We start from the raw sequence: 19,793 nt of genomic DNA on the forward strand, positions 1-19,793 counted from the left end.
GCGGTGGGCGGGGTGTTGCCCCTGGCCCCTATCGTCGGACACTCCACCCGCGTTACCTCAACCGATTAAGCCAACAGCATCAGTGCCCGGCCACCCGCCCGTCGGCTCTCAGGGCCGGAACGCCCCCGGATGGGTCTGCTCCCGCACCGACACGAACTGCTGGCGCACCGCCTGTCCCACCGCCAGCTCGTCGCCGGGGTCCAGGACCTGCGCGGCCGCGCCCTGCCAGGCCGGCGGGTTCCGCGGATCGAGGGTGCCCTGGGACACGCCGAGCGCCCAGGCGGCCTGCCGGGCGGCGCCGATCGCCGCGTAGTCGGCCGGCTGCGGTACGACGACCTGCGCGCCGAACAGCGCGGGCGCGGCTGCCTGCACGGCGGGCAGCTCGGCGGCCTGCCCGAGCAGGAAGATCCGCCGAACGTCCACGCCCCGCCCGCGCAGCACGTCGAGCGCGTCGGCGAGCCCGCACAGCATGCCCTCGAAGGCGGCCCGCGCCAGATGCTCGGCCTTCATCGACTCGCGCCGCAGACCCGCGAGCGTCCCGGCCGTGTGCGGCAGGCTCGGCGTGCGCTCGCCCTCCAGGTAGGGGAGCAGCACCAGCCCGTGCGAGCCCGGCGTGGACTTCATCGCCAGGTCGGACAGCGACTCCAGGTCGGACAGTCCGAGCAGCTCGGCGGTGCCGCGCAGGGTGCGGACGGCGTTGAGGGTGGTGACGACGGGCAGGTGCATGCCGGTGGCGTCGGCGAGGGAGGTGATCATCCCGGACTGGTCGGCGAGCGCCTCGGGGTGGACGGCCATCACCGACCCGGAGGCGCCGAGGGACACCACGGCGTCCCCGAGCCCGAGACCGAGCCCGAACGCGGCGGCCATGGTCTCCCCGGTCCCGGCGGAGATCAGCAGCCCCTCCGGGGTCGTACCGGCCGCGTCGGAGGGCCCGATCACCTCGGGCAGCATGGCCTGGTGACCGAGCGCCAGCTCGACCAGGTCGGGCCGGTAGCCACCGGTGGCCGCCGACCAGTACCCGGTCCCCGAGGCCCCGCCCCGGTCGGTCGTCCGCCGCACCGGCCGCCCGAGCAGCTGCCACACCAGCCAGTCGTGCGCCTGCAGCAGTACGGCCGTACGCCGGGCGTTCTCGGTCTCGTTCTTGGCCAGCCAGCGCAGCTTGGTCACCGGCTGGGCGGCCTGGGGCACGGAGCCCACCGCCTGCGCCCAGGCCTCGCGTCCGCCGAGCGCGTCGATCAGATCGGCCGCCGCGACCTGCGCCCGCTTGTCCCCGCCGACCATCGCCGGCCGCACGGTGTTGCCCTGGGCGTCCAGCGGTACGACCGCGTTCTGCTGCGCCGACACGCCGATGGCCTGCACGCCCTCCAGGAGTCCGCCGCCGGCCGCCTCGCCGAGGGAGAGCAGCCAGGCCTGCGGGTCCACGTCGCTGGGGCGGCCGCCCTCGGGGCCGTCCACCGGATGCGGGGCGTACCCCTGCCGCAGCACGGCCCCCGTGTCCGTGTCGCAGACGACGATGCGAGTGAAATCGGGCGAACTGTCCAGCCCGGCGACTATCCCCATGGCGAAAATTCTGCCGTACCGCGGCGCTTGCTTGGGCCGTGGGCGCCGCGGATGTGGCCGACGCCCGAAGAATTGCTGCTGGGGCCGACCGGGCCCTAGGTGTTGCTGGTGCCCCAGTCGTCCCCCGCCGCGCCGTTCGCGTTGCGGTCGCGCAGCGAGCGGACCCGGTGGGCCACGGCGGCGGGGACGTGGTCGCCCACCTTGTGGCTGACCGTGTGGAAGGCCTTCCCCGCGTACTGGCGGCCCTGCTGGGCGGCGGTCTCGGCGGTGTTGCGGACGGCGGGGTTCTGCGCGACCTGGCGAGCGGACTTCTTCAACTGCTCGTAGCGCTCGCGTCCGGCCTTCGTGCCGAGCACGTAACCGAGGGCGAGTCCGGCGATGAACGTGAGCCGGTAGCGCATGGCGGCCACCCTTCCCATGTGTAGGTCTCTGTGCGGCGTCGGGGCCGGGGAGTACCGATTGGCGGAGCACCCCCCTGCTTGCGCTAATGTATGTGTCGCAGCGAGCGCCCGCCCCCTGGCGAATACCCAGGTAGGTACGTTCGATGCAACGAGGCATTCCTCCGTAGCTCAATTGGCAGAGCAGCCGGCTGTTAACCGGCAGGTTACTGGTTCGAGTCCAGTCGGGGGAGCTCGGTCCTCCGTAGCTCAATTGGCAGAGCAGCCGGCTGTTAACCGGCAGGTTACTGGTTCGAGTCCAGTCGGGGGAGCATGCTGAACGAGGACCCTCCGGGGTCCTTTTTCATGCCCGCGGGAACCACCGGGCCCGTGCCGAAGTCTCAAGGTCACGAAGGCACCGCAGAAGCCGACCAGCCGAGGCAGGAGATCGTATGAGCGGCTATGCTGCGGCAGACGGCGCGCACACATGTACGCGACACGCCGCTATGGGGCGGTAGCTCAGCCGGTTAGAGCAGCGGACTCATAATCCGTCGGCCGTGGGTTCGAGTCCCACCCGCCCCACCAAGCGCAGGTCAGAGAAACGTTCTGACCTGCGCATACGTCTCATCGGCTGCCGGATTCCGGACTTTGACCCAACGAAGTGGTCTCCGTTGGGCGTCACTTCGGCGGACGCCTGGGTCTGCAGTTGTCCTTGGGGCTGTGACCTGAGGTGATGTAGTGGCTGGAGGGGCGGAAGGCTGGAGTGGAACCGCGGCCAGGGGACGCCCAGGGGACGCGAGGTTTTAGAGGCGGCAAGCGGCCGTTGGTGAACCACCGTCGGGGCGTCAGACGGGCATCGTCCCGTGGATCCGCGACAGCGCGAATATCCGTTCGTCGTCGCGCAGATGGAACCAGGCATACAGGTCCGGTAGGTCGGGGTCCGGGTCGCTGATGGTGCGGACCGTGCAGTCGTCGCTTGCGGCCTCTCATATGCGGGCAGCCGAGGTCGTTCGTCTCCCGGGCCTGCCCCTTCGCGGTTGAATACCCGTGTGGCTCGGAAAGTGGTGGGGTTCGGCGAGGACGATCTACGGGCGCTGGCCGGGGTTCGGTCCTTCGAGCGGGGGCAGGGGTATCTGGACGCGGTGAGCGGTCTTGAGGTGGGGGACGGCTCGGTCACCGCGGTGGTGCACGGTACGGATGTCTACGAGGTGGAGCTCACCCTCGGCGGGGGCGAGGGGATCTCGGGGTGGTGCGACTGCCCGTATGGGCAGGAGGGCAACTTCTGCAAGCACTGCGTGGCGGTGGGGCTCACCGTGCTGCGGCGGGCGAAGACGATTCCGCATCAGCGAGCCGCTGCACGGGCACGGGCTTCCGGGCTGGAAGCGTGGCTCTCGGAGCTGTCGCGCGACGAACTCCTGGCGCTGGTGCGGCAGCAGATCGCCGAGGACCGTAGGCTGCGTCGGCGACTGGAACTGAGGGCCGCTGCCGCTCGCTCCGACCTCGGCACCGTCCGGGACCGGATTCTGGCGCTGATCGATCCGCGGCCTTTCGTTCGGTATGGGGACGTCGAGTACGCGGATGCCCCCGGGTATGCGCAGCAGGTGGCGGAGGCGGCGGCCGCGCTGCGCGCCCTGAGCGCCCACGGGCGGGCGGCGCACGCGGTCGGTCTGGCCGAGGAGGCGATCCGGCTGCTGGGGGAGGCATACGGGGAGATCGACGACTCCGACGGCGTGGTCGGGGAGGCCGCCGCCGCGGTGGCCGAGGCCCATCTGGAGGCGTGCGGAGTGGCGCGCACCGATCCGGAGCGGCTGGCCGAGTGGCTGGTCGGCCAGACGGTCGGCGACAGCGACGGCGTGACGGACCTGGATCCGCTCGACTATGCCGAAGTGCTGGGGCCGAGCGGACTTGCCCGCCTACGGCAGCTGGCGGCCGAGGCGCGGCGACGCAGGCCGTCCGGCTGGGCGGAGCGGCATCTGGTGGAACGTCTGGTCAAGGCGGAGGGCGACGTCGACGCGCTGGTCGCCCTGTATACACAGGACCTCGACCCGTCCGGTGCCACGCATCTGCGCATCGCTGAGGAACTCGAATCGGCGGGCCGCGCGGACGAGGCGCTGGTGTGGGCGGAGCGCGGACTGCGGGAGTACGCGGCCGAGACGCACGTCGACGGCCGTCTGGTCGACTATGTGTGCGCCCGGTACGCCAATGCGGGGCGGGCGGCCGACGTCGTCGCGGTGCGCCGGGACCGGTTCCGTGTCGAGCGGTCCCTCCCTGCCTACCAGCAACTGCGGTCCGCTGCACAGGCGGTGGAGTGTTGGGAGGGCGAGCGCGCATCCGCGCTGGCCACCCTGGCAGAAGACGCCCGCCGTGAGCGCGGCGGCTGGTACGGCGGGCCCGTGCTGATCGACGCGCTACTCGACGACGGCGACCTGGACGCTGCCTGGCGGGATGCGGCCGGGCGGGCCGACGACCGGCAGTGGGAGCGGCTCGCCGACCTGTCGTGTGAGACGCGTCCGGGTGAGGCGCTGGACGTGTACCGCCGGCTGGTCGAGGGGGCGAAGGAGCCGACCGGGGACCGCGCCTACGAGCGCCTGGCACGGCTGCTGCTGGGTGCCCGCGACTGCCATCGTGCGCTGGGGACCGAGGAAGCGTTCACCGAGTATCTCGCCCGTCTGCGGACGGAACTGAAACGCAGGCGGAAGCTGATGACCATCCTGGACCGATGCGGGCTGTGACGGTGGGCGTGCCTGGCGCCCGCTCACTGCGTGCCGGTGGCGTCTCTCAGTCCTTGAGGTCGATCATCCGTACCGGCTGTCCGGTCGTACGGGCGATCGTCTCGAAGTCGCGGTCGTAGTGGAGCAGCGTCAGCCCCGCCTCCTCCGCCGCGGCGGCGACCAGCAGGTCGATGGGACCCGCACTGCGATGCTCGCCCTTGATGGTGAGCATTTCCTGGACGACGCGAGCGCGTCGGTAGATGCCGTCGGGCATGGGGCACCAGGTGTAGTGGGCGTTCAGCGTGCGCTGCACGTGTTCCCGGTCCGCCGCCGAGCGTGCCGAGTAGAGGATTTCCAGTTCGGTGATGTCGCACAGGGCGACGAGCCCCGCGCCGATCCTGTCGTCCCACTCGGGCGTGGTCCGGCCCAGGAGGACGCGGGCGACGGCGGAGGTGTCGATCAGGTAGTCGGCGACGGTCACTCATCCGCTCCTGCGTCGCGGACACCGTCCGGCTCGCCCGTGGGCCGGTACGTGCTCTTGTCGAGGAGGAGGCTGATGTCCAGGGCGCCTTCGGCGACCAGTTCGCGGGCTTCTCCGAGAGCGCGCAGTCGTCGGTAGCGGGCGGTGACCTCCCGAAGGGCGGTGTTGATGGTGTCGCGCTTCGTCGTGGTGCCGAGTTCCTTGGCGGCGGCCTCCAGTGCCTCGTCGTCGAGATCGATCACGGTGCGGCTCATGGCGCCCCCTTGTATATACGGCGACGTATATCAATATACCAGATCCAGTATGTATGGTGGTGGGTGCTCGCGGGCTCTGAGGTGACTCCGCGGGGCAACCCAGGGAATATGGCCGGGATTGCCTGTGCAGCGGCCTCATCGGGAAGAATGCCAGGACGATGACCTCACGCCCTGCCGAACCGGACCGCATCGGCCTCGCTGATGCCGCTCTGTCCGTGGAGTCGTCCACGGAGACCTCGTACGCCCCCTTCGCCCACCTCGCCGCACCCAACGCCGCTTTCTACCGCCAGGTGATGCGTGTGTTCCTGGCGGCCAAGGAGCGGTTCACGGTGCATCTGCGGCCCGAGGACGTGCACGCCGCGCTCCCACCGGAGTACCGCTCCGCCGGCCCGGACGGCGTTGTGAAGGCGCTGGACAGCCTCGTCGGGTGGGGCAACCTGCGGGCGGATCCAGACACGTCCCGGGTCACTGCGGTCGAGGACTTCTACCGCAGGCGCTTCATCTACCAGCTCACCCAGGCCGGTGAGGCCGCCGAGCAGGCGCTGTCCGCGTACGACGAGGCGCTGGGGCGGCGCGGAGCACTCCAGGCGGTGGCGCTGCACGACATCGTCATGCATCTGCGCGCGCTGCTCGTGCTCGCTGCAGAGGAGGAACCGGACGCGGCCAAGGCACACCTGGCGTTGTCCGCCCTGACGAGCCGGTTCGAGGCGCTGGCCGAGAACGCGCGGGCGTTCATGGGGTCGCTGCAGCGCACCATCGACCTGCACGGCGTCGAGGTGGAGGTGTTCCTCGCCTACAAGGACCGGCTGATCCAGTACCTGGAGCGGTTCATCCAGGACCTGATCACTCTGGGCGGGCGGATCGCACTGCTCATCGGGGAACTGGAGGACAGGGGCGGGGTGGGGCTGCTGCTGCGGCTGGCCGCGGCCCGGGAGGCGACCGATGCCGCTCCGGACGAAGCCGACACCGCCGAGACGCAGGCGTATGAGCGGTGGGCGGGGCGCTGGGCAGGACTCGCCGCATGGTTCGTGTCGGCGGGCGGCCGGGAGTCCCAGGCCCGCCTACTGCGCGGACGCGCGCTCGGAGCTATCCCACAACTCCTCTCCGTTGTCAGGCAGTTGAACGAGCGGCGGGCCGGACGCTCCGACCGCTCGGCGGACTTGCGCACCCTGGCCCGCTGGTTCGCCGAGGCCCCGGACGACGCGGCGCGGCACCGGCTGTGGCGCGCCGCCTTCGGCCTCTATCCCGCCCGTCATCTCACCGTCGACGCTGACGCCCTCGCCGAACGCGTGGCGCACCCGGTGGCCCCTTCCACCCCCTGGGCCGAGGCGCAACCGCTGCGGATCAGCCCGCAGCTGCGCCGTACCGGAAGCTACGAGCGGCGCGGCAAGCCCCGCAGAGTGCAGGACCGCTCCGAGCAGCGGCGGCTGCTGGCCGAACTCGCCGTGAAACAGGCGGAGGAGATCGCGGCCGCCCGCGCCCGGCTGGCGACGGACAGCACCACTCGCCTGTCCGCGCTCGGTGAGCTGGACCCGGTGGCCTTCGGCCTGTTCCTCCGGCTGCTCGGCGACGCCCTGGCCACCTGGCGGCCTGGGACGACCACGACCGTGGCGACCAGTAACGACGGCACGATGGAGATCCGCCTCACCGCCCTCGACGACGGGACGACGGCCGAGATCCACACGCCGGGCGGAGTGTTCCGGGGACCCGACCACACCGTCGAGATCACCGACCTCACGCAGAGCATTCCCGCGCAGGAGGCACGATGACCACATCCCTGGGTGAGGTGCTGGACAACCGGCGCACCGCCGAGTTCCACAGGGCCGCCCGCGCCCTGCTGAAGGAACCGCTGCTGCTCGCCCGCGGCCCGAGCGCCGACGCCTACCGCCTGGTCCGCCGGTACGCCGCCGAACTGCGCGACTGGTTCGAGCGCAACACCGGCTGGTCGCTGCGAGTGGACGCGGAGTCCGCCCGGCTGCGTAAGACGCCCGGCACCCTGGCCGATGCCGCCCACCCGGCGCGCGAGGCGTCCCGTGCCTGTGTGCCGTTCACCCGCCGCCGTTATGTGCTGCTGTGCCTGGCCCTGGCAGCACTGGAACGCGGGGAGGCGCAGATCGCGCTCGGCCGCCTCGCCGAACAGGTGGTGCTGGACGCCGCCGACCCGCATCTGGCTGCTGCCGGCGTGGAGTTCACCCTTGAGCGGCGCGAGGAGCGCCTGGACCTCGCCGCCGTCGTACGACTGCTGCTGCGGTACGGGGTGCTGCGCCGGGTGGCCGGGGACGAGGACGCCTACGTCAGCGGGGCCGGCGACGTGCTCTACGACGTCGAGCGCCGTGTGCTGGCCGGGCTGCTGGCCGCCCGCCATGGCCCGTCGCTGATCGACGCCGAAAGATTCGAGGAGCGGCTGTCCGCACTTGCCGCGGAGAGTGCCCTGGACAGCGACGAGCTGCGCTTCCGCGCGATCCGCCAGAATCTCACCCGCCGACTCCTCGACGACCCGGTGCTGTACTACGACGAGCTGACCGACGAGGAGCTGGCCTACCTGACCCGCCAGCGCGCCTTCCTCACCGCACGCGTCAGCGAACTGACCGGTTTGGTGCCCGAGGCACGGGCCGAGGGCATCGCCATGGTCGACCCGCACGACGACCTCACCGACGTACGCATGCCCGAACAGGGCACTCACGGGCACGTGACCCTGCTGCTCGCCGAGCACCTCGCCGCCGCGGACGGTGAGGTCAGCCGGGGTGAACTGGAGCGCCGCGTTCGGGAACTGGCCGCCGTCCACGGCGCGTTCTGGTCCAAGAATGCCAAGCAGCCGGGTACGGAGGGCGAGCTGGTCGAGCAGGCGCTGGCCAAGCTGACCGCGCTCGGCCTGGTGCGGCGCACGCTCGCCGGCGTGGCCCCGCTGCCTGCGCTCGCCCGCTATGCGGTCGGGGAGACCGTCGTCGTGGAACCCACGAGCCGCACCTCCCAGCGAAAGGCACAGCAACCGTGACCGCCCTGCCCCACCCCGTGCCCGGCCGGTGGCGGCCACTGCGCATCGGCTTGGTCGACCTCTTCTACTACGACACCGAGGAGTTCTGGTTCCGCGACGGACGCCTGCTGCTGCGCGGCAACAACGGCACCGGCAAGTCCAAGGTGCTCGCCCTCACGCTGCCGTTCCTGCTGGACGGTGACCTGTCGCCGCGCCGGGTGGAGCCCGACGCCGACCCGGGCAAGCGTATGGAGTGGAACCTGCTGCTCGGCGGGGAACACCCCCACTCCGAGCGGCTCGGCTACACCTGGATCGAGTTCGGCCGCGTCGAGGAGGACACCGGGCGCGCCCACTTCCGCACCCTCGCCTGCGGGCTGAAGGCGGTGGCGGGCCGCGGCATCGCCCGCCACTGGTACGCGGTCACCGACCAGCGCATCGGTCAGGACCTGAGCCTGCTCGACGCGACCGGCACCGCCCTGTCGCGGGACCGGCTCGCGGAGGCGGTCGCCGGGCACGGCATGGTGTACGACACGGCCACGGCGTACCGACGGGCCGTCGACGAGGCGCTGTTCGGTCTCGGAGAGCGACGCTACGCCGCCTTGGTCGACCTGCTCATCCAATTGCGCCAGCCACAGTTGTCGAAGCGGCCCAATGAGGTCGCCCTGTCCCGTGCGCTGACCGAGGCGCTGCCGCCGATGGACCAGGCCGTGATCTCCGACGTGGCCGAGGCGTTCCACTCCCTGGACGAGGAGAAGGAGGAGCTGCGGGCGGCGAGCGAGGCCGAGCGGGCCGCCTCCGCCTTCCTGGACCACTACCGGCGCTACGCCCGCATCGCCGCCCGCCGCCGCGCCCGGCTGCCGCGCAGCGAGCACGCCCGCTACGAGCAGCTGCACCGCGAACTGGCCCAGGCCCGCTCCGAGCGGGAGCAGGCCGAGAGGGACCGGGAGGCTGCGGCCGGGCGGATCTCGGAGCTGGAGCAGACCGCCACGCGGCTGAAGGCACAGCAGGCCGCGTTGCGCGAGGGTCCGGAAATGCGCAGTGCCCGTGAGCTGGAGCAGGCGGCGGCCGAGGCACGCCGCACTGACGAAGAGCTGAAGCGTGCCGAGGCCGACCGCCAGGACGCGGCCCAGGTCCACACCCGGGCCCTCGGGCGCCTCGGCACGGCGGAGCTGCGCCTCGCGGCAGCCGAGGAGCGCGCCCAGGACATCGCCGCGCGTGTCCGGGACACGGCCGCGGCGGCCCGCCTCGACCGCGGTCCGCGCACCGAGGGCGCGCCGGAGGCCGAACTGCGCCGCGCCGCCGGGGAGTCGGTGGCCCGCAGGCGGCGCACCATCGAGCACGTCGAGGGGCTGGCGGACCGTGTCGACCGGGCCACTGCCGAGCGGCGCGCCGCCGCCCGCCGACTGGACGAGGCCGAGACCGAGGCCGGCCACACCGCACAGCGGCAGGCCGAGACGGAGGAGAGTGCCGAGGTGGCGGGTGCGGACCTCGTCGCCCGCGTCCGCGCCCACCTGGACGCCTGCGAGGAACTCACAGTCTCCGATCCCACTGGGCTGCTCGACGCCCTCCAGGACTGGGTGACCCACTGCCAAGGCCCGTACCCCGCACGGGAAGAAACCGGTCACGCCCATCGCGCACGCGCCGCGCAGCTCGCCGACCGGGCCGCCGCCCTCGGGCAGGAACTGACCGGCCTTGAGGCCCGGCGCGCCGAGGCCGAGCGGGAGCTGGCCGAGCTGGAGGCCGGCGACCAGCGTGGGCCGGTGGCGCCTCACACCCGTACGCTTGGCCTGCGCGAGCAGATGCCAGGCGCGCCCCTCTGGCGGCTGGTCGACTTCCAGGACCATGTCACGGCGGGTGAACGGGCGGGTCTGGAGGCCGCGCTGGAGGCATCCGGGCTCCTGGACGCCTGGGTGTGCCCGGACGGCACAGCCCTGCGCGCGTACGGGCACGATGTCCTGCTGTCGCCCGCCGGTCCGCTGACCGGCAGCACGCTCGCCGACGTGCTGCGCCCGGCCGCGGACCATGGTGATCCCCAGGCGGCGGCGGTGGGCGAGCAGACCGTCGCCCGTCTCCTCGCCGGTGTCGGCCTCGGCTCGGGCGGTGACACCTGGGTGAGCTCGGACGGCCGCTTCCGCGTCGGCGCGCTGACCGGCAACTGGTCGAAGCAGACCGCCGTCTACGTGGGCGAGGGCGCCCGCGAGGAGGCCCGCCGCGCCCGGATCACCGCTCTGCACGGCGAACTGGCGGCATATGCCGAGAACATGGCTCGCCTCGACGCCGAACGCGCCACGGTCGCCCGGCGACGCAGCACCCTGGACGCCGAACTGACCGGCGTCCCCGACGACGCCTCCCTGCGCCACGCGCACGCCCTCGCCGCCGCGGCCTCGGACGCAGCTCACCGGGCCCGCGTCCGCCGTGACGAACGCGCCGCCGAACTCGTCGAGGTGTCCCGGCAGGAGGCCGGGGCCGCCACCGAACTCGCCGACACCGCCGCCGCGGTGAACCTGCCCACGGGCCGGGCGGACCTGGCCGCCGTCCGCCAGGCCCTGGCCGACCACACCGCCGTCCTCGCCGGCCTGTGGCCCGCGCTGCGCGAGTGCGCCGACGCGGCACGGGCCCTGACCGACGAGCGCGCGGAAGCCGTGCGGGCTGGGGAAAGGGTGGCGGAGCTGGCGCTGCGCGCCGAGGAGGCCGCCCGTGTCGCGGCAGCCGCCGACGAACGCCACGCCACCCTGCGCTCCACCGTCGGCGCCGCCGTGGCCGAGCTGGAGCGGCGCCTTGCCGACACCGCCGACGCGCTCGCCGCGTGCGACCGCGAGCAGCGCCAGGCACGCGAGGACCACACGGCCGCCGACCGGCGCGCCCATCTGGCGCTCGGGCACATCGAACGCCTCGAAGTGGACGTCCGCGAGGCCACCGCGACCCGCGCCGAGGCCATCGCCGCCCTCCAGCGGTTCACCGCCACCGGACTGCTGGCCGTCGCCCTGCCCGACACGGCCGTGCCTCCCCTGGACACCGGACCCTGGGCCGCCACCCCGACCATCGCCCTCGCCCGCGCGATCGAGAGCTACCTGTCCGGTACCGACGACTCCGACGGCGCCTGGGAGCGCGTGCAGAAGCGGCTCAGCGAGGAGTACAAGAAGCTCCAGGACGCGCTCTCCCGGGGCGGCCACAGCGCCTCGGCCCGGATGACCGAGGACGGCATGGTCGTCGAGATCGTCTACCAGGGCCGTACCCGGGCCGTCCCCGACCTCGCCGAGGCCCTCGCCGCGGAAGTCGCCGAGCTGACCCGCATCCTGTCCGCGCACGAGCGGGAGATCCTCGAAACCCACCTGCTCACCGAGGTCGCCGGCACCCTGCAGGAGCTGATCGGCGCCGCCGAGCGCCAGGTACAGGCCATGAACGCCGAACTGAGGGAGCGGCCCACCTCCACCGGCATGAGACTGAGGCTTCTGTGGCGCCCCTCGCGCAGGGCGCCGGCAGGGCTCGCGCAGGCCCGCGAGCGGCTGCGCCAGTCCGCCGACGCCTGGACAGCCGAGGACCGGGCCGCGGTCGGCGAGTTCCTGCAGGCCGAGATCGCCCGCCGACAGGCCGACGACACCGCGGGCAGCTGGCTGGAGGTGCTCACCGCGGCCCTCGACTACCGTGCCTGGCACGAGTTCGGCATCGAACGCCATCAGCACGGCAAGTGGGTTCCCGCCACCGGGCCGGCCTCCGGCGGCGAGCGCGTCCTGGCCGTGAGCGTGCCGCTGTTCGCCGCGGCCTCCTCCCACTACGCCACGGCCGCCCCCCATGCCCCGCGGCTGGTCACCCTGGACGAGGCCTTCGCCGGCGTCGACGACGACTCCCGCGCCAAGTGCCTGGGCCTGCTGCACGCCTTCGATCTGGACGTGGTGATGACATCCGAACGCGAATGGGCCTGCTATCCGCAGGTCCCCGGCATCGCCATCGCCCAGCTCTCCCGCGTCGACGAGATCCCGGCGGTCCTGGTGACCCGCTGGGAGTGGGACGGCACCGCGCGGGCCAGAGGCGGTGAACCGGGCCACCTGACGGTGGCCATCCCCGCGCAGACCAGCCCGAACACCGGCCCGCGGGCAACGCCGGACGCGGCCGAAGCCCAGGATGCCTTGTGGACATGAGCGAGTACATGGACATCCCCCATCAGCCTGCGGCACCCGTCGACCGCGACCGCCTGACCCGCCTGCTGGGCAGCCCCGACCTCGTCTGGCTGGTCGACCGCGTCCGCCGGCGCATGGCGCGGGACGAATCCCTCACCGGGCCGGTCACCCTGACCGCCCCCACCGCCGGGCAGCGGGCCGCCGCCGAACGGCTGCTGGGCCGCGCCCCGGGCGCCGGACGCGCGTTGACTGTCCGCCTTGACGCCGTGGACGCCATCCTGCGTCGCTCCGGCGTGAGCCCCGACGGCCTGGGCGCCGCCGTCACCGTCCTCACCGGACCCGTCGCCCGGCTGGCCGACGTACGCGAGCGAGAGGAGCGCGCCTGGCGGGACGCGTACGCCCCGCTCGACGAGCTCATCCGCACCCACAGGTCCGAACTGGCCGACTGGGTCGAGCGGCTGCGCGGGGACGGCCTCGTACGCCGGCTCGCCCGCACCCCGCAGACAGCGACGAACCTGCTGCGCGACACGGCCGAGGCCCTGTGCCGGCTGCCGGCCGAGCCCGCAGTGTCCCTGCCCGCCTTCGCCGCCGGCACCTTCGGCGACGCCCACGCCCTCGACGACGGCACCCCGCTCGCCACCCTCGTCCTGTCCGGCGCCCGCGCCCTGACCGGTTTCCCGGACGGCAGCGGAGCCGAGTGGCGCCGGGAGGCATGGGCCTCGGCCGGGCTCCTCAAGGACGCCCTGTCCTCCACCGTCCTCACCCTGGGCCTGCGCGGCACCCCGGCTCTGGAGTGGACGGCGGACGCGGGTGAACCAGCCGTCCTCACGCTGCGTCAGCTCACCCGGCACCCGCCGCGCACCGCACCCGCCGTGGTCCACGTGTGCGAGAACCCGGCCGTCCTGGCCACCGCGGCCGACACCCTGGGCGCGGCCTGCCCGCCGCTGGTCTGCCTTCAGGGTCAGCCCTCGGCCGCTGCCCTCACCCTGCTGCGCCACCTGCACGCCCACGGAAGCATGCTGCGCTACCACGGCGACTTCGACTGGGGCGGCCTGCGCATCGCCTCCGCCCTGCAGCGCCGGGTCCCCTGGCACCCCTGGCGCTACACGGCCGCCGACTACCGCACCGCGGTCGCCGCCACCCCGCTGGCCCCGCCCCTGGACGGCACGCCGGCCACCGCCGGGTGGGACCCGGACCTGTCCGCGGCCCTCAGCGAACTCGGCGTGCGCATCGAGGAGGAGACGGTTCTCTGCGACCTGCTGGCCGATCTCGGCCATTGAGCGGGGCGGCGAGGGCGCCCTAGCCATCTCACCGCGTGCCCAGGGCCGCGGCAGGGGCCTCGCCGACGGTGGTCCCATGGCGGGCTCGGGTGATCGCCAGGGGACGCGCAGGGGACGGAAGGACCCGGAAGGATCAGGAAGGCCAGGACAGAGCCAGATCGGCGAAGGGCCTTCGACCTGCTGCTATAGGAAAGATGAGGCAAGAGCCGGGACGGATCGGAAGATCCGAAAAGGACTCATAATCCGTCGGCCGTGGGTTCGAGTCCCACCCGCCCCACCAGTGCATTTTTCTGACCTGCAGAAACGTCCCTTCCGGGGCGCCCGGCCAGCCGGAGTGGGGAGCTCTCTCATGGACCTTGGGCATGCCCGCGGCGCTCACCCCGACCTGCGAGAGCGGTGGTTGCTCGTCGTGATGGTCGGAGCGAACGCACGGCTCCCGTCTGCCTCTACCGGTCGTGGAGCACCTTCGGTCGGGTTACGGGGACGACGGTGAGGAGGTCGTCCAGGCCCTTGAAGTCGTCAGGGTGGGTGGTGAACAGAGGGAGATCTTCGGCGATGGCGATCGAGGCGATCATCAGGTCGGCGATGCGGCGGCGGGGTTGGCGGCCGGTGCTGATGACGGCGGCGCAGACGCGGCCGTAGATGCGGGCGGCGTCGGCGTCGAAGGGGATGGGGTCGAACTCGTTCTCCGCGCGCTGGAGGATGTCGGTGCGTCGAGCGCGTTCGACGTGTTCGTCGTAGTCGTCCTGTTCGGCGTTGCTGCGCACCTGATGGGGTCCGGCGGAGAGCTCGGCGAGGGTGATGGCGGTGATGGCCATCTCGGCGGGCAGCTCCTCTGGGGTGATCCACTTGCGCAGGATCATGATGTTGGTGTCGAGAAGGCCCTGCTGGTGCTCACCGGGCATAGGGATCGTCCATGCCCTGCTCAGCGGTGGCGTCCTGGTCGGCGCGGTAGGCGTCCGGGGAGATGTCGGGGGCGCTGCGGGACATGGCGGCGAACTCGCCGCGGGGGACGAAGCGTCGGCGGCGGCGCAGGGGGATGAGCTCGCCGATGCGGTGGCCGTCGCGGGTGACGGTGAAGGACTGGCCGCTCTGGACCGCGTCCATGATCTCTTTGGACTTGGTGCGCAGGTCGCGCTGGGTGATCTCGGGTTGCGCGGTCATGCGTCCAGGTTGCGTGCTATCAGGTGCCACCCTGTAGCACACCGGGTGCTCCATCGAGGTCGGCAGGCGCGTACACGGCGAGGGGGCGGTCCGCCGTGCCCGTCGCGGTTCAGTCCCCGGCCCGTATCAGCCCGCTCTCGTAGGCGAAGATCACTGCGTGGATACGGTCGCGGAGGCCGAGTTTGGTCAGGATGCGGCCGAGGTGGGTCTTGACGGTCGTCTCCCCGACGAAGAGGCGGTCGGCGATCTCGCCGTTGGCCAGCCCCCGGGCGACCAGGGCGAGGACTTCCCGTTCCCGGTCGGTGAGCGCGGCCAGGCGGCCGCGCTGGGCGGACGCGGACGTGGAGGGCTGCAGGACGAAGCGTTCGACCAGGCGCCGGGTGAGTGAGGGCGCCACCATGACCTCGCCACGCAGCACGGCCCGGACGGTCACCAGGATCTCCTCGGCGGGGGCGTCCTTGACGAGGAAGCCGTTCGCGCCGGCGCGCAGGGCCGCGTAGGCGTACTCGTCGAGGTCGAAGGTGGTGACGACGAGGATCCTGGGTGCGTGGGGCTGCGCGCAGAGGTGTTCGGTCGCGGCTATCCCGTCCAGGCCCGGCATGCGTACGTCCATCAGGACGAGGTCCGGCGCCAGGGCGGCCGCACCCGCGATCGCCGCGTCGCCGTCGGCGGCCTCGCCCACCACGGTGAGGTCGGGCTGGCTGTCGAGGACCATGCGCAGTCCCATCCGGATCAGTTCCTGGTCGTCGCAGATCAGCACCCGCGACGGCGACGGGCCGGGGGTGGGGGCGGGGGCGGGGGTGGTCATGGGGTCGCCGGGGTGGGCTCGGGTTCGGTCGGGCGCAGGGTGGCGGTGACCCGGTAGCCGCCGTCGGGTGTGGGTCCGGCGTCGACGCTCCCCCCGTACAGGGCGGTGCGCTCGCGCATGCCGGTGAGTCCGTGACCGCGGGAGAGCAGCCGGGCGGGGTGCTGCGGGACGGCTCGCGCTCCGGCTCCGGCCGAGTTCTCCACCCGGACGCGGACCAGCCGTCCGGGCCCTTGGGTACCGGTGTCGACCCGTACGCGGACCGTGGCGTCCGGCGGCGCGTGCTTGACGACGTTGGTGAGCGCCTCCTGCACGATGCGGTACGTCTGCGCGCTGAGATCCGCCGGAAGGCCGCCCGGCTCTCCGCGTAGGTCCAGCCGGGCGCGCGTGCCGTTCGCGTCGAGGCGCCCGACCAGCCGCCGCAGATCGGCCGAGAGGGACTCGCCTGCCCCGCCGGGTCCGGGGCCGGGTCCGGGCTCGCCGGGCAAGGCGTGCGCGTCCGGGGCGCGCAGCACCTCCAGCAGTCGGCGCAGTTCGTCCAGGGCCTCACGGCCGGTCGCGCTGATGACCCCGAGGGTGCGGTCGACGACCGTGGGGTCGGCGTGCCGCATCAGCCTGCCGCCCTCGGCGTTCAGCACCATCACACTCACACCGTGTGCGAGGACGTCGTGGATCTCGCGTGCGATGCGCGCCCGCTCCTCGGCGACGGCGACCCGGGCCAGCGCGAGACGCTCCGACTCGGCAAGCGCGGCCCTGCGTTCGAACTCGGCGACATAGGCGCGCCGGGCACGGACGTACTCGCCGAACACCCAGGCCCCGGCCAGCAGGAGCCCCACCGCGAGCGGGGTGAGCCAGGCTCCGCGGGCACCCGCGCCCCCGTAGTCCCGCTGCCAGGCGGGAAGCCACAGCACGACGCAGCCGGCGGCGCAGACAACCGTCGCCGCGGCGGCCCGGCGCAGGCCGCGAACGGTGAGGGTGGCCAGGACCGCGGCCAGGGCGACGGCCCCGCGTCCCGGTTCCTGTCCCCACACCTGGCCGAGGTACTGCGCCCAGAAGGCGGCCGTCACCAGGGCCGCGACGAGCACCGGCCGGCGGCGGCGCCACAGCAGTGGCAGCACCAGGGCGGCGTAGACGCCCGCCTGCACCCAGACCGGTCGCCAGCCCGGCTGCGGGCGGATCGCCGGGGGCACGGCGACCAGCACGAGCAGCAGGACGTCCGTCAGCCACGGATGTTCGCGCCGCAGGCGGGGCAGGGTCTCGATCAGCCGTTGCACCGCCTCACGCTACGGCCGGGGCCCGCACCCCGGCATCGTCCTGGCGGGCGTCACCAGGTCCTCCCGCAGTCGTACGGACACCGGCCGGGGATACGACGTGCGGCCACCCGGGGCGCTTCCAGCATGGCCGCCATGTCGATCACCACCGAGTTCCTCAGGCGGCCCCTCATGACCGGTGCCGTGGCGGCCAGTTCACGGCGGCTGGCGCACGCGATGACCGAGGGCATCGGCCTGGAGCGGGCCAGGCTCGTCGCCGAACTGGGCTCGGGGACCGGGGTGTTCACCGACGCGATCCTCGCCCGGCTCGCCCCCGACGCACGTCTCGTCGCGGTCGAGCTCAACCCGCTGCTGGCCGCCCGGCTGTCGGCCACCCGACGCGACAGCCGGCTGACCGTGGTCCAGGGCTCGGCCGCCGGGCTGGCCGACGCGGTGGGCGAACCGGTCGACGCGGTGGTCTCCGGGCTGCCGTGGACGGTCATGCCGCAGGACCGGCGCGGGTACGTCCTGGACGCCGTGACCGAAGTCCTCGCGCCCGGTGGCCGGTTCACCACCTTCGCCTATCTGCACGCGGCCTGGACCCCGCCCGCCCGTCACTTCACCGCCGAACTGGCCTGCCGTTTCGACCGGTTGGAACGCTCTAGGACGGTGTGGGCGAACCTGCCGCCCGCTTTCGCGCACCGGGCCACCCTGGGGCCGAGGATCGCACCGAGGTGAGGGGCAAGGCCGGGCTGCCCGGGCGGATCGCCGCGGGTGAGGAGTCCACGCCGGCCGTCACCGTCGCCGGCCGGTGGTGCCTTGGCCGCGGCCTGAGGGCGGAAGGTCGCCGGACGTACCACTGTGCGCCGTCGGCGGAGCGAGTACGTGTCCCGGAGGCCCCCGACTCGGGCGGCGCGGGGCGCAGTTGCGCCGGTCGGTCGAGTCGAGGGCCTGCGTGCAGGGCGCGGTACGTCAGAGGACCGCGGTGGTGATCTCCTGCTGAGTGCCGAAGCCCCCGTTCTCGTCCCAGTAGAAGACGGTGACCTTCACCTTGTCGCCCTTGGCGAAGCCGCTGCCGGCCGGGCGGAGATTCATCTGGACGCTGCGGCTGACGAAGTCACAGGTGACCTTGGAGGCGTCGATGGCTCCCGTCGCGTTCCGCTTTCCGGTAGGCGAGTCGGTGACCTTGGAGGCGTAGCCGACCATCTGCATGTCCACGCCGGTGTCGCAGGAGTACTTGATGTCCAGCCGCAGGCCCGGCTTGGCGAGCGAGACCTTGGTGATGTCCAGCAGATTGGCCTTGGCCGCGGCCGTGGGCGCGGTGGCCACGCCGCCGGCGACGGCCAGCGCGGCGACAGTGGCGGCGACGGCCACGCCGCGTCTGATCCGGAATGCCTTCATGTGGTTCATCCCTTCCCCCTGGCGGTCACAACGATGGTGACTGCAATAGTTGTTCGGTTTGGTCAGGATGGACCTTACGCGATCTTTCCGGGCGCCCCGGGCCTTTTCGGCGTGCTGCCCGAAGGTGACCGAGCCGCCACCCCGGAGGTCGGTCGAAGGCAGGGGCGTCCTACCGCCCGGGTCCGGGTTCGGGTGGTGTGCGGCGAGTGCCGTGCCAGTCCAGTATCAGGACCGTGGCGTCGTCCTTGAGGTTGCCGTGGCAGGCTTCGAGCACCGCCGCGGTCAGGGCTCGGACGGCTTCTCTCGGGTGCAATGGGCGGGTGTCCCGGACGAGTGAGGGCAGGTCGACGGTCGCGGCCTCGCGTTCCTGCATTCCGTCGGTGAGCAGGACCAGGCGGTCGCCGGGCAGCAGTTGCAGTTCCTGTACGTGGTAGGAGCTCGGTGCCGCCACACCGAACGGCATGTTCACGGCGAGCTTGACCTCCTCGACGGTGCCGTCGCGCAGCCGCAGCGGCCAGGGATGGCCGGCGTTGACCAGTTCGCACAGGCCTGTTCCGAGGTCGACGCACAGCAGCTGGCCGGTGGCGAGGCCCCGGCCGTGGCTCAGCATGGCGTGGTGGGCGTGGTGGGCCTGTCTGAGGGCGTCGCAGCCGCTGCGGCGGGCCCGTCGCAGCGCGCCGACCAGCAAGGTCGCCAGCAGGGCGGAGTTCGTGTCGTGGCCCATGGCGTCGGTGATGGACAGGTGCAGGGTGTCCCGGTCGAGGGTGTAGTCGTAGGTGTCGCCACCGATGTCATCGGCCGGGACCAGCCCGGCGGCGAGGGTGAACTCGGAGGCCTCGCAGCAGGGGGCCGAGGGGAGCAACTGGTGCTGGATCTCCGCGGCCAGGCTCGTCTCGGTGGTGCGCCGTCCCAGGTGGTACAGGTCGGTGAAGCGGCCGTCGGTGACGATGATGTAGGCCAGCGCGTGTGCCGCGTCGCGGACCTGGCGCAGCACGGTGCCGTCGGCGGACTGCAACGTCACCTCCAACAGGCCAAGACAGTCACCGCGGTTGGTGACCGGCGTGATGACGCGCTGTCCCTCCTGGCCGTCCGGCTCCACGTGCTGGCGCTGGCTCCGCAGAACGCTGTCGTAGACGCTGCCCTGCAGCGCGATCGGCTCGGCGCGGTCCGCGCTCTCGGCGCCGGTCGCGGCGAGCCGTACCAGCCGCTGACCGATGAGGTCGACGAACAGGAAGGACACGCGTGCCGCACCGAACCGCTTTTGCAGGTCCTGCGCTATCACGTCGACAGACTCGCTGGGCGGGGCCGCCTCCGCAGCGGCCAGCAACTCGCCCAGTTCCAGATCTCCACCCTCCACGGCATCCTCCTATCCGCTGCCGCAACTTATTCCCCGAGTTTTCACGGCATCACCTCATGGG

Annotated in this window: 16 protein-coding genes and 3 tRNA genes; 9 read left to right on the forward strand and 10 right to left on the reverse strand. The window is 72.5% G+C overall.

The features are described from left to right. Window positions 1–108 precede the first annotated feature (108 nt). Together ACFYMM_RS14225 and ACFYMM_RS14230 are read right to left on the reverse strand one after the other, a co-directional pair. The gene (locus tag ACFYMM_RS14225) at window positions 109–1,560 is read right to left on the reverse strand and encodes an FGGY-family carbohydrate kinase (RefSeq protein ID WP_388386164.1); all 1,452 of its coding nucleotides are present in this window, start codon (window positions 1,558–1,560) and stop codon (window positions 109–111) included. A 95-nt stretch (window positions 1,561–1,655) separates the two neighbouring features. Further along, the gene (locus ACFYMM_RS14230) at window positions 1,656–1,961 is read right to left on the reverse strand and encodes a YtxH domain-containing protein (protein WP_388386235.1); all 306 of its coding nucleotides are present in this window, start codon (window positions 1,959–1,961) and stop codon (window positions 1,656–1,658) included. A gap of 157 nt (window positions 1,962–2,118) precedes the next feature. Between ACFYMM_RS14230 and ACFYMM_RS14235 the strand changes: the two genes are divergently transcribed. The 4 genes from ACFYMM_RS14235 (at window position 2,119) to ACFYMM_RS14250 (ending at window position 4,669) form a co-directional block, all read left to right on the forward strand. Beyond that, window positions 2,119–2,191 (forward strand) — tRNA-Asn (locus ACFYMM_RS14235). Window positions 2,192–2,196: 5 nt separating this feature from the next. After that, window positions 2,197–2,269: transfer RNA gene (locus ACFYMM_RS14240), tRNA-Asn, on the forward strand. Window positions 2,270–2,445: 176 nt separating this feature from the next. Beyond that, window positions 2,446–2,522, forward strand: a tRNA-Ile gene (locus ACFYMM_RS14245). 464 nt (window positions 2,523–2,986) lie between these two features. Continuing rightward, the gene (locus tag ACFYMM_RS14250; protein ID WP_388386165.1) at window positions 2,987–4,669 is read left to right on the forward strand and encodes an SWIM zinc finger domain-containing protein; all 1,683 of its coding nucleotides are present in this window, start codon (window positions 2,987–2,989) and stop codon (window positions 4,667–4,669) included. A 46-nt stretch (window positions 4,670–4,715) separates the two neighbouring features. On the opposite strand, the gene ACFYMM_RS14255 is transcribed toward ACFYMM_RS14250, so the two are convergent. Further along, window positions 4,716–5,129: a PIN domain nuclease gene (locus ACFYMM_RS14255; RefSeq protein ID WP_388386166.1), complete on the reverse strand. Its 414-nt coding sequence runs from the start codon at window positions 5,127–5,129 to the stop codon at window positions 4,716–4,718. Continuing rightward, a complete protein-coding gene (locus ACFYMM_RS14260; RefSeq protein WP_388386168.1) occupies window positions 5,126–5,383 on the reverse strand; it encodes a type II toxin-antitoxin system VapB family antitoxin in 258 nt (85 codons plus the stop codon). Before ACFYMM_RS14260 ends, ACFYMM_RS14255 begins: the two co-directional genes overlap by 4 nt. Window positions 5,384–5,541: 158 nt before the next feature. Between ACFYMM_RS14260 and ACFYMM_RS14265 the strand changes: the two genes are divergently transcribed. Genes ACFYMM_RS14265 through ACFYMM_RS14280 form a run of 4 tightly spaced genes read left to right on the forward strand, consistent with a single transcriptional unit; the run spans window position 5,542 to window position 13,755 of the window. Further along, complete coding sequence (locus ACFYMM_RS14265; RefSeq protein ID WP_388386170.1) at window positions 5,542–7,152, forward strand: TIGR02677 family protein; 1,611 nt, start codon at window positions 5,542–5,544, stop codon at window positions 7,150–7,152. Beyond that, a complete protein-coding gene (locus tag ACFYMM_RS14270; protein WP_388386171.1) occupies window positions 7,149–8,378 on the forward strand; it encodes a TIGR02678 family protein in 1,230 nt (409 codons plus the stop codon). Before ACFYMM_RS14265 ends, ACFYMM_RS14270 begins: the two co-directional genes overlap by 4 nt. Then, window positions 8,375–12,496 (forward strand): TIGR02680 family protein, encoded by a 4,122-nt coding sequence (locus tag ACFYMM_RS14275; protein WP_388386172.1) that lies wholly within the window; start codon window positions 8,375–8,377, stop codon window positions 12,494–12,496. The genes ACFYMM_RS14270 and ACFYMM_RS14275 overlap by 4 nt, the downstream gene beginning before the upstream one ends. Further along, window positions 12,493–13,755, forward strand: coding sequence for a TIGR02679 family protein (locus ACFYMM_RS14280; RefSeq protein WP_388386174.1), 1,263 nt, complete (start codon window positions 12,493–12,495; stop codon window positions 13,753–13,755). Before ACFYMM_RS14275 ends, ACFYMM_RS14280 begins: the two co-directional genes overlap by 4 nt. Window positions 13,756–14,201: 446 nt before the next feature. On the opposite strand, the gene ACFYMM_RS14285 is transcribed toward ACFYMM_RS14280, so the two are convergent. The 4 genes from ACFYMM_RS14285 to ACFYMM_RS14300 all read right to left on the reverse strand — a co-directional run bounded on the left by ACFYMM_RS14285 (window position 14,202) and on the right by ACFYMM_RS14300 (window position 16,998). Then, on the reverse strand, window positions 14,202–14,660 hold the full coding sequence (locus ACFYMM_RS14285) for a type II toxin-antitoxin system VapC family toxin (RefSeq protein WP_388386175.1): 459 nt from the start codon (window positions 14,658–14,660) through the stop codon (window positions 14,202–14,204). Then, on the reverse strand, window positions 14,650–14,919 hold the full coding sequence (locus ACFYMM_RS14290) for a type II toxin-antitoxin system Phd/YefM family antitoxin (RefSeq protein WP_388386177.1): 270 nt from the start codon (window positions 14,917–14,919) through the stop codon (window positions 14,650–14,652). Before ACFYMM_RS14290 ends, ACFYMM_RS14285 begins: the two co-directional genes overlap by 11 nt. Window positions 14,920–15,028: 109 nt before the next feature. Beyond that, the gene (locus ACFYMM_RS14295; RefSeq protein WP_388386179.1) at window positions 15,029–15,727 is read right to left on the reverse strand and encodes a response regulator; all 699 of its coding nucleotides are present in this window, start codon (window positions 15,725–15,727) and stop codon (window positions 15,029–15,031) included. Beyond that, window positions 15,724–16,998, reverse strand: a complete 1,275-nt coding sequence (locus tag ACFYMM_RS14300) for a sensor histidine kinase (RefSeq protein WP_388386180.1) — start codon at window positions 16,996–16,998, stop codon at window positions 15,724–15,726. The genes ACFYMM_RS14295 and ACFYMM_RS14300 overlap by 4 nt, the downstream gene beginning before the upstream one ends. A gap of 132 nt (window positions 16,999–17,130) precedes the next feature. On the opposite strand from ACFYMM_RS14300, the gene ACFYMM_RS14305 reads away from it, so the two are divergent. Continuing rightward, window positions 17,131–17,712, forward strand: a complete 582-nt coding sequence (locus ACFYMM_RS14305; RefSeq protein WP_388386181.1) for a class I SAM-dependent methyltransferase — start codon at window positions 17,131–17,133, stop codon at window positions 17,710–17,712. 234 nt (window positions 17,713–17,946) lie between these two features. On the opposite strand, the gene ACFYMM_RS14310 is transcribed toward ACFYMM_RS14305, so the two are convergent. Together ACFYMM_RS14310 and ACFYMM_RS14315 are read right to left on the reverse strand one after the other, a co-directional pair. Beyond that, window positions 17,947–18,375 (reverse strand): hypothetical protein, encoded by a 429-nt coding sequence (locus ACFYMM_RS14310; protein WP_388386182.1) that lies wholly within the window; start codon window positions 18,373–18,375, stop codon window positions 17,947–17,949. 169 nt (window positions 18,376–18,544) lie between these two features. After that, entirely contained in the window at window positions 18,545–19,732 is a 1,188-nt protein-coding gene (locus ACFYMM_RS14315) for a PP2C family protein-serine/threonine phosphatase (protein WP_388386183.1), read from the reverse strand. Window positions 19,733–19,793 lie beyond the last annotated feature (61 nt).

Origin of the sequence: Streptomyces sp. NPDC006739 (assembly GCF_042869815.1) — a bacterium.
Lineage (GTDB): Bacteria > Actinomycetota > Actinomycetes > Streptomycetales > Streptomycetaceae > Streptomyces.